The sequence below is a fragment of the Marisediminitalea lipolytica genome (genome assembly GCF_001758465.1).
Classification (GTDB): Bacteria; Pseudomonadota; Gammaproteobacteria; order Enterobacterales; family Alteromonadaceae; genus Alteromonas; species Alteromonas lipolytica.
This window is the reverse complement of the sequence record NZ_MJIC01000009.1, coordinates 377,786-391,767: the sequence shown is the minus strand read 5'-3', so window position 1 is coordinate 391,767 and position 13,982 is coordinate 377,786. Positions and strand designations below refer to the sequence as shown.

Sequence of the window (13,982 nt, the reverse complement as noted above, 5' to 3'; positions counted from 1 at the left end):
TGGAAAGGCTATGTCGGTACATCGCACGACCTGCTATCAGTGAACAACGATTGAGCCTAACTGATTCCGGTAAGGTGAAGTATGAACTCAAGACACCTTACAGAAACGGTACTACCCATGTTTTCTTTTCCCCACTTGATTTCATCGGCAAACTTGCTGCATTAGTGCCACCACCCAGACTTAATCTTACCCGATTTTATGGCGTATTTGCTCCCAATGCTAAGGTGCGTGCCGAGGTAACGGCTTCACAACGTGGAAAGAACAGCCCGCGCTTAGCAGAACATCTGAAAGATTCAGATAAGCCATACCATGCGCGTGCAATGTCATGGGTTCAAAGGTTAAAAAGGGTGTTCAATATCGATATCACCCAGTGCGAAGTGTGTGAAAAGCGCAACGTAAAAATCATTGCCTGCATTACGGATCCGGCTGTTACCCATAAGATATTGGCGTACATTGACAAGCAGATTTTGCTAGGTGCAAAAAAAGAAACTCTTATGCCGCCACTTCGAGCTCCACCGGACGTTGCCCCATTAAGCGACTATATCATTCAACGCGACTTTGACTTTGGTGCTTAATACTCAAAGCCATCCTGATACCGACAATCCTTATATTTTGCCAAGAGTATTAAGTTTACCTGTAACTCGCCATTCCTGAAATCAAAGGCAGGTAAGTCTCGAGTAAGCAGCACTGCCAATTCAATCAACTCACAGCAACTAGCGAAACGAAAGATGTTGGCAACAAAAATGTGTGGCTGCTCTTTTGGGTAGTAGATAGTGTTAATCCTACTTATACTTGAGACCGACAGGGTTGCCAGCGAGCATACTGTCAGCGCCACTGCCCGGGATGAGGCAGGCAAGCTGCACATAAAACATGGGCGTCTGGCTATTAACACCTTCGCCATTGCTTTTAAGCCCGGCATCATTACTGTGCCGTCAGAAACTGTTTCGCCCGATCCTCTGACAGCATTTCCCAGATAGAAGCCACGACCCAGCCTGGTGCAAAATCATCGTTGTAGAAGCCTTTGCCGTTATGGTGATACTGCCAGTTAGTGTGCTGCACCACTTCCGGGTGATAGCCCACTTTCGCCATGCCGGCCATGTATCCTGGACGCGGCAGCAGCTGACTGGTGAGCGAAGTCTGGATAACATCAGCCATATTGGCCGCACGCTTGTCCTGCTTCTCTTCTGCTACCCAGCGCATCACGTTGAGGTAACCGAAGATGTACGCATCAATGTGATTATTCTCAGCAGACACGTTGCCCCAGCCACGGGTTCTCAGGCCGATATCACCCAGCATCTGACCCGGCGCGAACGGCACATCCCATAAATAAAACCAGGACATCACAAAATAATTCGCTTTTGCTGCGGCATCAACGTAGCGCTGGTACTGCTGCTCGTGATCGGTGAGCATAGACAAATAATACAGCGCCATGCCGGTGAACAGTGCGGCTTCCTTATCGATACTGTTAGCATCCAGCGTGGAAGAGTAGTATTCGGCGTTTTTCACCGTTTCATTCACCAGATAGTCACCGGTGCGGCGTGCCGCTTTGAGATAAATAGCATCACCAAAATAACGATGGGCGAAAGCCAGCGCCAGTACCGCAGATGCACTGCTGCCTTCAGCCTCATCCACCACTCTCATATTGATGTCGAACTTGCGGGGGAAACTGCCGTTATCTTTCTGCAACGTCAGCATATTGCTGAGTAAACGACGGATTTTGGTTTCCAACTGGGGATGAGATTTCCCCCGCTGGTTTTCGTATTGCAGATACAGAAACAGCGCGTACAGCCCCTCAGACTGACGACGAATAGAATAGTCCGACGTTTCCCTGCCCTTTTCAAAATTCACCACTTCACGGAGGAAGCCGCCGCTGTTGAAACCCTTGTCGGTGTAACTGCTAATTACCGCTTCACCTTTTGCCACCAGCACTGGCTGATTATGTGCGCGGCCATATTCGATGGCATTAAAAGCGTTCAGCAGTACCCGTCCTATAAAGCCCACCTCAAAATTCGGGCGAATTTCTGCGTTTTCTACAGTGATGTTCTGACCGGAGAAGCCCGCCAGCTCATAGTCGTCGGTAAAGCTCTGTTGATAAAACTGCGACAGAATGCTTTTCACCTGTTCGGTTGGCAAAGGGTTATCAACCGGCTGCGGCTGAAATTCATCGTAAGCCTGTTCCCACACGGCGGCCACGAAGGACGAGAAATCCCCTGCGTCTACGGTGCTGATTTCATAGTTCAGGGTGACCGTCTGGCCCTTTTTCATTGGCAGAAAAGCCTGGGACAAAGGCGCAAGATGCAGTTTTTTGGTGTAAGTGTACGGCGCTTCTAAAAACGGAAAGCCTACCTGCAGGGCGACCTTGCCCCCGATATCGGCAAAGCCTGCGCTGCCGATGTCGCTCTGACCGGACAGAATCATTTCACCTTTACCCGGCAGAGAGATAGCGTCCTTCTGATGTTTGTCGGTACGCATCACCATCATGCCCTGTCCGTCTGCTGGACTGAACACGCTGGTCAGCGGAACACTCAGGCGATCTTCGCGAAACGACCAGTGATGACTGACGTCGGCCGACGGTGCGCCCTCGGAAACTTTGAGGTTTTTCTTGTACCAGAACCCGGGAAGAAACAGATCGCTGTCGCTGAAGTCGTAGGCAGTTGGAATGTGCAGCTGAAGATTGATGTTCACATCGGCGGTGGCCTCGATAGTCACCGCCAGAGTTTCACCTTTTTTGTGCATCATGATGCGTGCACTGTCGAATTGTTCAGTCACTAACTGCCAGTCTGTGCCGTTTTCAGTCTGCCATTGATGCGGCACATCCTGCGCCGGATTACCTGCTGTTTTCACCGCCAGCGTGGCTGAAAACGGCGGCTCTGCGGCAGCGAGACTCGCGGTTACAAAAAAAAGTCCGGCACAGATTACTCTCATGAAACGTCCCTTGTAGAATTTTAGTTTTGCCGCTAAGCGCAGAATACGCCCACCAGACAGGCTAAATCAGCTGATTAACATTTATACCAATAAACTAAAAAACGCACACAGTCAACGTTGTCAACCGAAGAATAAAGATTTATTTTCACAATGTTTTTACCGGATATTGACGATGAAAATGCAGTTTCTTATCAAGTAGCAAAAACCGAATATAAACCGCGCTTATTAGGATATTCATCATATATAAAAACCAAAAGCACCAAAAACGCCCCCTCTTGCACCGGCAAAGAGCAATTTCATAACTGCCACAAAATTTCCATATTTGTGTTTGACAACGTTGACAACTGTTGATAGCGTGAAATTCATACGATGTTCACTAATTGCTCCGGAGAGAGCGAACGGCAGAAGTCGGTAAGCAGGTAAAACGTTAAGAACGTACAAATAAAATCAGGGAATTTAACATGACCAAAAGAAGCAACATGAAACTGTTGGCCAGATCTGTTCTGGCAACCTCAGTGCTCTGCGCGCTTAACACCGCTGCATTCGCTCAGGAACAGGATGGTGCAACACCGGAAGATATTGAACGAATCGGGGTAACCTACCGTTCCAGTCTTGCCGAAGCGGCATCGATGAAAAAAGAAGAGACCAAAGTAACCGACATCATCACTTCAGAAGATATCGGTAAGTTCCCTACCGAGAACATCGCCGAAGCGATTCAGCGTATTCCCGGTGTACAGATTTCTAACATTAACGGCCGTGGTTCCACGATCAGTGTTCGTGGTCTGGGCGCACAGTATGCGCGCACTACCGTTAATAACCAGTCCATGGCCAGCGCCGACTTCACCAGTGGTTTCCGTTTTGACATCATTCAGTCTGAACTGGCTTCTGCTATTGAAGTAGTTAAATCGCCGACGGCGGATATGGATTCCGGTGGCTTGTCCGGTACCATCAACATTAACACTACCCGCCCGCTGTCTTATGACGAGCGCAAGGTGCTGGTATCTGCGAAAGGTCAGTACTCTGAGCTGTCGCCTTCTGGTGATGTTACGCCTAAAGCCAACGTGACTTATGTTGATCAGTTCGCCGATGAAACGTTTGGTGTATTCCTGAACGCCGGTTACCAGGAGCTGGACGACCGTGTTGACGTTATGTTCATGGATCGCTGGTTACGCGACGACAACGATAACATTTATGCTGAACAGCCACGTTATCGCCGTATCGACCGTGAAACCAAGCGTTATATGGCTAATGGTACGTTCCAGTATCGTCCGTCTGACGAACTGGAAATGGTTCTGACCGGTATTTACGTGGAAGATCAGACCTACAACGATCTGCTGCAGCAGGTTTTCTCCATGAGCTGGATGAGTGAAGACTTAACGCCAGTGGGTGAGCCTGTAGGCGGTGCCTATTACAACACCACCGTTAGCGACTTCGTAATTGGTAACAACCGTCAGCTGGAAGATCAGACCGCTAAAACTGAAGCCCTGACTTTCGAAACCACTTACGACACTGACAACTGGAAGCTTTCCGGTGTGCTTCATCACACTAAAGGTACGCTGGACAGCAGCGAAGAAGCAGCCATTGTAGAAGCCATGATTGGCGGTGCAACTATGGATCTGTCCAACCCGGACAACGTGGTATTTACAACCGCTGAAGATCTGACTGATGCGTCTATCTACACGCCAGAGCGTACTATTCGAAACACCTACCCGAACGGTGCGATTCGTAACATGGCATCAGAAGAGAACTCGGTTCAGTTTGACGCCGTTCGCTTCATTGATGACAGCATTATCACCAAGGTGTCCATGGGTGCGAAATACCGCGAAGAAACCTTTGAGCGTGAAGTATATCGCGTAGACCGCCGTACTGTGGGGGAAGCAGATCCGGATACTCAGCCACAGCTGGCTGATTACTCTTATATGGTTACTGACTTCATGGACAATGACATGTCGGTTCCTCACGAGTGGATAGCACCAGACATCCAGGCTTATGTTGACGACCTGGCAGCGGAAGGCATCACCATTCCTGCCCTGTTCAGCCCGCAATCAAGCTATAGCTTAGAGCGTGACATTCTGTCGGTATATGCACAGGCTGATTTTGAAACTGACATTGGCGACATGGTGCTGCGCGGCAACATTGGTGGCCGTTATGAAACCACAGACCGTGATGTAAACACTTACCTGACCGGTGAACCACACCCGGATAACGGTGGCGTGCGTCTGGCGATTGGTGAGTACACCACCAGCTTTGACTACAATAACTTCCTGCCTAACCTGAACATGGTGCTGGAAATTACTGACAGTCTGCAGGCCCGTTTTGCAGCAGCAAAAGTACTGGTTCGCCCTATCCTGACTTCACGTTCCCAGATTGCGCCGTCTCAGCAGTCTACAGAGAATTCTTTCGATACCCGTTCATACTCCATTAACTTAGGTCAGCCTGAGGTGGAAGCAATGACTGCGGATCAGGTGGATTTGGGTCTTGAGTATTACTATGGCGAAGGTGACAGCGTAACGCTGGCGCTGTTCTGGAAAGACATTAAGAACGGTACTGTGTCTGAATACATCTGCCCTGATCAGTATGAAGGTATTTCACTGTCGATGAACGGTTCAGACTGTATGGACGCAGCGGGTAACTTCTACGACATCATGAGCACTTACAACGATGACAGCAAACTGGGCATGCGCGGCTATGAGCTGGGCTGGAACCAGGGCCTGGACGAGTGGTTACCGATTGAAGGCTTCGGCTTCAGCGCTAACTACACCTACATCGACGCGGATGATTCAGATGGTTACATTCTGTCTAACTCATCAGAAGAAACCTGGAACCTTATCGGTTACTGGGAAAACGAAACCTTCACGGCTCGTGTGATGCTTAACCACCGCAGCCCGTACGTTCAGACGCAAACCGACTCGTTCTTTGCCCGTCAGGGACGTGTGGTAGACGGCAGAAACCAGATCGACATTCTGCTTGGCTACAACGTAACTGAAAACCTGAACATTCGTTTCGGTGCACTTAACATCAACGGCAACGATGAAGACGCGTACTTCTCTGAAGCCACGCCAGTATGGCAGACCTCTACTGCTATCGGCAGCAGCTACTACCTGAGCGCGCTTTACACGTTCTGATGTAGCCACCCTAAGGCAGATTACATATCACTATGTTTTCTGCCTTTTCTAGTTTCTTTATTCCCAGGCATTCTATGACTCATACCCGTTTTCCGCTTAAACGTAGCCTGACCATGCTGTCTTACTGCATTGGTCTTTCTCTGGCTGCGCCTGCTGTAGCAGCAGACAAACCTGAATGGCAGGATCTCAGCGTTTATAAAGTGAATACGCTGCCGCCTCACAGTACCTTGTATCCGTACAGTTCAATGGCCCAGGCTAAAACTGACGAACAGACTGCATCGCCTTATTATCAGAGCCTGAACGGCACCTGGCGATTCAAATACTACGAGAATCCACTGAATGTAGCCGCCACCGATTTTGCTGAAACCGGCAGTGAGAAAGGCTGGAACGATATGCCTGTGCCATCGAACTGGCAGCTGGAAGGCTACGATTATCCGATTTATGCCAACATCGATTATCCGTACCCGCGCAAGCCTCCGTTTACGCCGGACTACAACCCGACCGGTCTGTACCTGAAAACCTTCAGCGTGCCGGACGACTGGAAAGACAAACAAATCACCATACATTTTGGTGCAGTAAAATCTGCCTTTTATCTTTATGTGAACGGTAAAAAAGTGGGTTACAGCGAAGACAGCAAAACCCCGGCTGAATTCGATCTGACTCCCTATCTGAAAGACGGCGAGAACACTCTGGTTGCCGAAGTGATTCGTTTCTCTGACGGTAGCTACCTGGAAGATCAGGACTTCTGGCGTCTTGCCGGCATCGAGCGCGATGTGTACCTGGTAGCGACACCAAAAACTTATCTGTATGACATGTTCGCCAAAACCGGCCTTACCGACGATTTCAAAACCGGTACGCTCTCGCTGAGCACTATTTTCCGTAACGTGACTGACACGCCGGCTAAAACAGAATTCAGTTACTCGCTGTACTCGCCGGACAACAAACTGATTAAACAGGGTAAAACCACCTATGCAGTTTCCGGTGATTATGCTCCTCAGGATGCGATTTCTCTGACCGTGCCGGATGTTCAGGCCTGGACAGCAGAAACCCCTAATCTTTACACCCTGGTATTCGCCGCTAAAGAAGGCGATAAACCGGTGTTTTATTCCACCCGCATTGGCTTTCGCGATGTGCGGATTGAAGATGGTCAGCTGCAGGTAAACGGCCAGCCCATCCTGATCAAAGGCGTGAACCGCATTGAGCACGATGAGCGCACCGGGCACGTGGTATCACGGGAAAGTATGCTGCAGGACGTGCTGCTGATGAAGCAGAACAACATCAATGCGGTACGTACCTCCCACTATCCCAACGACCCGTATTTCTACAAACTGACCGACGAATACGGTTTGTATGTGGTGGATGAAGCCAACATTGAATCTCACGGCTTCGGTTTTGAACCGGACGCCACACCCGCAAACATTCCTGAATTTGCCGGTATGCACCACGACCGTATTAAACGCGTTGTTGAGCGTGACAAGAACCATGCGTCAGTAGTGTTCTGGTCACTGGGTAATGAAGCGGGTGACGGCCCTACGTTTATCGACGCTTACAAGTGGGTAAAAGATTTCGATGACTCCCGGGTAACACTTTACGACAAAGCGGAACGCCGTGATGACGTATTTACTGAGCGCCACACCGACGTGGTGACCTGGATGTATGCATCAATCGATGAAATTCACCGTCGTCATTTATCCAAAGACAAAACCCGCCCGTTTATCTGGGTGGAATACGCCCACGCCATGGGTAACAGCACCGGTAACCTGACCGAACTGTGGGACATGGTGCGTAGCGAGCCACGGGTTCAGGGTGGCTTTATCTGGGACTGGGTGGATCAGGGCTTACTGATCGAAAACGAAGACGGCGAAACCTACTGGGGTTACGGCGGCGACTTCGAACCGGAAGGCGTACGTAACGACGGTAACTTCCTGCTGAACGGTCTGATTAACGCCGACCGCACGGCCCATCCCGGCCTGCATGAAGTGAAGCATATTTATCAGAACTTCCATTTCAGCGGCAACGTAAAAGACGGTTTTTCGGTATATAACGAGAACTTCTTCACTGACAGTGACGACTACAATTTCAGCTGGTCGCTGCTGAAAGATGGCGCAGTGGTAAAAACCGGCACGCTGGATATTGACGTAGATGCCCAGCAAACCGAAGCGTTTAAGTTGCCGCAGTTGTCTTCTGCGTTGAAGGGCGACGGTGAGTATTTCGTAAACTTCACCGTAACACCGGCTGAGGATTTTGCTTTCACCGATACCAGCAACGTGCTGGCGGCAGACCAGCTTGCCCTGAAAGGCAGTTTCGCCAGCTACGCGCCGGCGACCACAGGTTCGCTAAAAGTGAGCAAATCAGCTGGCGGAACCACCGTTTCCGGCAAGCAGTGTGAAATCAGCTTTGATGAGCAGGGTTACGTTGCTGCGCTAAGCCGTAATGGCGACGCCATTCTGTCATCGCCGCTTAAGCTGAACTTCTGGCGTGCGCCCACTGATAACGATTTCGGTAACAAAATGCCGGTGCGCAGTAAAAACTGGAAGGCGGCGACCCGCAATCAACAGGGCGAACTGACTGATGTGACTGAGAACGGTAATTCTGTAGTGGTTAAGCAGCACGTTATGCTGGCAGAAACCAGTGCTCAGGCAGATATCAGCTACACCATCGCACCAGACTGTACGCTTACGGTAGATACGCAGCTTAACGTTGCACCAGCAGACGAAGCACTGGAAATTCCGCGTATCGGCTTCAACACCCGTTTACCGATGGCCTACTCCAACGTGCATTACTATGGTCGTGGTCCGCATGAGAACTACGCAGACCGCAAAGCATCTGCGTTCCTCGGACTGTTTGCCGGTGATGTGGACGATTTAGGTTACGACTATACCCGTCCGCAGGAGAACGGTAACCGCACCGATACCCGCTGGCTCACGCTGACCAACGATGCACAGGGCTTGCTGGTTCGCGGCGCACCAGAGTTTGAGTTCTCTGCTCACCACTACGGTATCGACCAGCTCGATCCGGGTGAAAGCAAGCAACAGCGTCACACTATTGATGTGAAAAAGCAGGATTTTGTGGATCTGAACATCGACTACAAACAAATGGGTGTGGGCGGCGATACCAGTTGGGGGCAGAAACCTTATGACGCCTACCTGCTGAATGACACCGCTTATTCGTTCAGCTTTGTGATTGGCCCGGTAACCACCCGCTCATCACTGCTTAAACCAGCGTTTACCGCTATTTCAAACTAATCACAGAAAGCGGTGCAACGCCGCTTTTTTATGAAAGAGTCTCCGTTGGTACCCGGGTGTTTTTACGTTTTTTAGCGCTCGGGTACCCTTTTATGGCATGCTATCGGTCATTAATTTTCCGATTTCACTGCGTGATGAATCCCAAGCCTTTCCAGTTCTGCCCTTCCTGTGCCAGCGACAGCTTCCGGTTAACCGAAAACCGCTATAATTGCGACCGCTGCGACTTCACCTTTTTCATCAATGCCGCCACCGCCGTTGCCGGTATTCTGGTATACAACGGCAAGCTGCTTTTTACTGTGCGCGGCAAAGCGCCTGGCAAAGGCAAGCTGGGACTGCCTGGCGGTTTTGTGGATTTTCACGAATCGCTGGAACAAGCGCTGATCCGTGAAACCCGTGAAGAGCTTGGCATTCACGTGACCGGCTGGAAATATCTGATGTCGGCACCGAATATTTACGACTATGCTGATGTGCGTTATCACACCTGTGATGGCCTGTTTGTGGCGTATCTGAATGAAAAGCCGGAGTTCACCCTGCAGGCTTCAGAGATTGAGGCTGTAAAGTGGTTGCAACCTGACAAGGTTAAGCTGCAGGATATTGCCTTTCCTTCACTGCGACAGGCCGTGAAAATGGTGATCGATTCACTTTAGCGAGTTTCGCTGTTAAAACTATTATCGAATGACGTAATTTGCAGGACGCCATTTAAAGGATTGATTTATGATGCGTTTTTTCAAAATTGTCGGAATTTTGCTGATTGGCCTGCTGGGCATACTCATTTTCAACGTCGTACGCTACACGCCAGTGGAAAACGCGCCATTAAAGCCGATGACGCTTGTTCAGCCCGATGCTAAGGCGCTGGCTAATCAGCTTTCAGAAGCGATCACCTTTCAAACCATTTCCTGGGAAAGCGGCAATCCCGATGACTATGCCAGTTTCATCGCTTTTCAGCAGTGGCTTGAGTCTGCCTACCCGAATGTATTTGCCCAGCTTGAACTCACACGAATAAATACTCACACCCTGCTTTTTCGCTGGCAGGGCGCTGAAGGAACCGGACAGCCAGTGCTGTTTTCCGCCCATTATGACGTGGTGCCGGTAAATCCGGGCACTGAGAATGAATGGTCTCATTCGCCGTTTGCCGGTGACATTGCCGACGGGTACGTGTGGGGCCGGGGCGCACTGGATGATAAAAGCGCGGTGGTAGGCCTGATGGCGTCGTTGTCTGGTTTACTGAAAACCGGTTTTACGCCCGAACAGGATATTTATGTTGCTCTCACCCACGACGAAGAGCTGGGCAGCGAGGACGGCGCGGTGGCACTGACGCAGTGGTTCCGTGATCAGAACATTACGCCTGCCTGGTCGCTGGATGAAGGCTCGTTTGTACTTGATGGTATTGTGCCCGGCGTGGATAAAGGCATTGCCAGCATTAATGTTGCCGAAAAAGGCTATCTTACCCTGAAACTTACTGCCCACGGCGAAGGCGGACACAGTTCCATGCCGCCACAAAACACTGCCGTAACCATACTGGCTGAAGCGCTGGTAAAACTGAAGGACGCACCGTTACCCGGCGGTCTGGAAGGGATCAGCGAGAAAATGTATGGTGATATCGCCCGCAATATGGAATTTAGTAAGCGCTTACTGTTTGCAAACCTCTGGTTATTTAGGCCATTGCTGAGCAGCGTACTCGACGACACCAAAAGCGGTAACGCAATGATGCGTACCACTACAGCGCCTACCATGCTATCTGGCAGCGTGAAATCCAACGTGCTTCCCGCGGCCGCCACGGCCACTATAAACTTCCGTCTGCATCCCCGGGACACGGTTCAGGACGTGGTGGATTGGGTTACCGCTGCCATTGATGATGAACGCATTGATATTGAAGTCGGCGAATTCACTGAAGCCTCGCCGGTCGCCGCCACCGACAATGCAGGATTTGCCCAGCTGGTACAAACCACCCGCGCGGTATACCCCGACACAATCATTACACCGGGCCTGACCATTGCCGCGACCGACAGCCGGTTTTACGGCGATATCACCAATGCCTACCGGTTCAACCCGATGGTAATCAATAACGATGATTTGGAAGGCTTCCACGGTACTAACGAGCGTATCAGCATTGAGAATCTGGTGCGTGCCACCCAGTTTTATACCGCGTTGATGCAGCAGCAGTAGCTATTTACGGCTAAGGAAAGTAAAGCTAAGCGCGCGAAACGGGGAGTGAGTCGTTACCCGGAACCGTCTGCCGCTGGGATGCGGCAGCCGAGGCTCCAGGGACGGATTCACGCCGCGTGCCGGGGAACAGCTCACTTCCGTTTCAGGAGCGCTTAGCTTTTCAGAGGGGAGTGTTCGCCTGCCCAACCACAGGCGAACACGGGTCTGTTAACGATTAACGGCTTCCATCTGCCTTAATGGTTGCCATCAGCTCGCTAACGAGAGACACAGGGTTTTCAGGTTTGTTCAGCGCAGGGATACCGCCTTGCTCAATCCACTCACGTTCCCATTTGATCATCGCCTGCTGCTGGGCTTCGTCATCGAACTCTGTGCCCTGCTGCATAGCCTCGCGGTATGCGGTCAGGTACTGAGTCCAGCGCGGCAGATAGAAATCGGCATACATGCCCTGCCAGGCTTTCGACGCGTAGTCTTTCAGCGATGAACCGCCCCACTGGGTAATTTGCTGACGGGCATTGGTGATGTAGAACGCCGATTCTTCTGCACTTTCACCATAGGCAGAGGCATCGCTCAGCCACGAATGCAGCGTTTCCTGATGCCAGCCCATAAGCGCATCCAGACGGGTGACCAAATCGGTAATTTCCTCTACCAGCGCATCGCCTTTCTCAAACTCTTTGTTCTGATAAGCCTGGATTGCCGCCTGCAGCTTTAAGTCTGTGTGCAGTGATACCGACTGCTTGGTCATGTCAACCAGGTCATAAACAAACAGTGGCGAATCCTGGTATTCGTCAGCTACTGCCAGCAGTTGCTCGATGCCAGAATCCAGGCTTTCCAGATCGCCGGGACTGCCTTCAAACTCAGTGAGCTTGTAGGTAGGACGCTTGAACAGCACATAGGCTCCAGCAGAACCTTCCCACCAGCGCGTCGTCCAGTAGCGTACGGAGTACACACCTTCGATGAGATCATCCCAGGCAGACTGAAGCTCAGCGGAGGTTTTACCGTAGCGGGCATTAGTGTATTCAGACACCCAGCTCTGCATATCCGGCTGTGCTTCCCACGGCAGATCAAACAGGAACTCGTAAGCCACCGAGTTGTTGTTTATGCCTTCCGGGAATACACCAAAACCAGACAGTGCGCCTTTGTTCTCTGAATTGGTGACCACGTCGAGCTGCTCCACGTAATCGCCGAAGTCAGCGTATACAGGATCAGAGCCGCCGTAGTTATGGATGAAACCAAAAATCCACGGCTTACCTTTAAAGCCTTCGGTACGTTGCCATACGTGATAGCGGTCGTTACCGATATCGTGGATCATGGATTTCGCATCCGGCACGTCACGCAGGAACGCTTCGATAGACTGTAAATCCCAGAATTCCTCATCTGCACCGAACATCCAGCCCTGCATCACCCAGGTGGCTTCAGGGGCGGCCTGTTCGATAGACTGATAAATGCGTTTTCCGTAAGACGCTAAGTCGTCGTAACGGGTTTCTTCTGATACCGGCGGCAACATTTCGTTGAACGCATCAGACAGATAATATTCCTGTTCGCCGTAGGTCTCGCTGTAGATTTCAATAAAGCGTTTGGCCACTTTATTAAACAGCGGATCAGCCGGATCCAGCCAGTAAGTCTCGCGATCAAAACCAGACCAGGGAGTCATTTGGTAAATTTTTGCATCAGGGAACAGTTCCACAAATGCTTTTGGTACATAGCCACTGAACGCAGGAACGACTGGTTTCATGCCAAGTTCATCCATGCGGGCGAGAATTTTCTTCTGCAGATCGTGCTTTTTGTTTATCCAGCTTTGCGGCAGCGGACCAGCATGGCCTTCAATATTACCCATACGCTGCCATGGCGTGAACGCCGGGCCGGAGAAATACGAGGTAAGCTCGTCTTCGCTAACGTTAAACTCACGCCACAGTGCCTGCCAAACGTACTCCTGACCTTCCATCGCCACCGGGTTGTTCACCCCGTGCAGTGCCATCCAGTCAATTTCCTGTTCCCAGCGATCCCAGTTCCACCACGGTGTGGTGTAACCATAGGCACAGACGTTTAAGTAAGCACGCTGGTCGAACGGCGTTGCTACAGGTTCGCCGTCAAAATCCGCAAACGAAGCCGGTAAATCTACACGGTTACCTTCCCAGCTAACCGACAATGCACCCTGTTCACGAAGAAACTGATAAGCACCATATGCCATGGCGGCATCACTGTTGCCGCTGATTTCCGCTTTACCGTTGCGTACATCAACTTCGTACCATTCCGGCTTATCGTCAGACACTTTTCGGGTAGACAGATTCGTCAGCTGGCTGTCTGTAACACGGGCCAGTACAGCTTCCACGGCGGAGTGCTCAGAAGGGGTCTGTGAAGCAACACTGCTTTCACTGCCGCCTGCCGGTGGCTGCGGTGCTTCAGCTGTTTTATCACAACCGCTCAGCGCCATCAGAACAGCGAGACATAAAGCGCTGACAGACGCGTTTTTTGCATTGCTCATACGATAAATTTCCTGCATGAATAACAAACGCGCTGCAAC

Annotated in this window: 7 protein-coding genes; 5 read left to right on the top strand and 2 right to left on the bottom strand. The window is 50.9% G+C overall.

The genetic code is table 11. The annotated features are described in order from the left end of the window. A partial coding sequence (locus BFC17_RS05425) for a transposase (RefSeq protein ID WP_175439504.1) occupies nucleotides 1-575 on the top strand: 575 nt, incomplete at its 5' end. A 346-nt stretch (nucleotides 576-921) separates the two neighbouring features. Here BFC17_RS05425 and BFC17_RS05415 read toward each other — a convergent pair. Next, nucleotides 922-2,925, bottom strand: coding sequence for a glycoside hydrolase family protein (locus BFC17_RS05415; protein WP_070175428.1), 2,004 nt, complete (start codon nucleotides 2,923-2,925; stop codon nucleotides 922-924). Between the two features lie 461 nt (nucleotides 2,926-3,386). On the opposite strand from BFC17_RS05415, the gene BFC17_RS05405 reads away from it, so the two are divergent. The 4 genes from BFC17_RS05405 to BFC17_RS05390 all read left to right on the top strand — a co-directional run bounded on the left by BFC17_RS05405 (nucleotide 3,387) and on the right by BFC17_RS05390 (nucleotide 11,461). Continuing rightward, nucleotides 3,387-6,050 (top strand): TonB-dependent receptor, encoded by a 2,664-nt coding sequence (locus BFC17_RS05405; protein WP_070175426.1) that lies wholly within the window; start codon nucleotides 3,387-3,389, stop codon nucleotides 6,048-6,050. A 74-nt stretch (nucleotides 6,051-6,124) separates the two neighbouring features. Continuing rightward, nucleotides 6,125-9,295 carry a beta-galactosidase, LacZ type gene (gene lacZ / locus BFC17_RS05400; protein ID WP_175439529.1) on the top strand — a complete coding sequence of 1,057 codons (3,171 nt, stop codon included), beginning with the start codon at nucleotides 6,125-6,127 and terminating at the stop codon, nucleotides 9,293-9,295. A gap of 92 nt (nucleotides 9,296-9,387) precedes the next feature. Next, nucleotides 9,388-9,942 (top strand): NUDIX hydrolase, encoded by a 555-nt coding sequence (locus BFC17_RS05395; RefSeq protein WP_229681039.1) that lies wholly within the window; start codon nucleotides 9,388-9,390, stop codon nucleotides 9,940-9,942. A gap of 67 nt (nucleotides 9,943-10,009) precedes the next feature. Further along, on the top strand, nucleotides 10,010-11,461 hold the full coding sequence (locus BFC17_RS05390; protein WP_083271599.1) for a M20 family peptidase: 1,452 nt from the start codon (nucleotides 10,010-10,012) through the stop codon (nucleotides 11,459-11,461). Nucleotides 11,462-11,675: 214 nt separating this feature from the next. On the opposite strand, the gene BFC17_RS05385 is transcribed toward BFC17_RS05390, so the two are convergent. Next, nucleotides 11,676-13,943 carry an alpha-N-acetylglucosaminidase gene (locus BFC17_RS05385; RefSeq protein ID WP_083271598.1) on the bottom strand — a complete coding sequence of 756 codons (2,268 nt, stop codon included), beginning with the start codon at nucleotides 13,941-13,943 and terminating at the stop codon, nucleotides 11,676-11,678. Nucleotides 13,944-13,982: the final 39 nt, after the last annotated feature.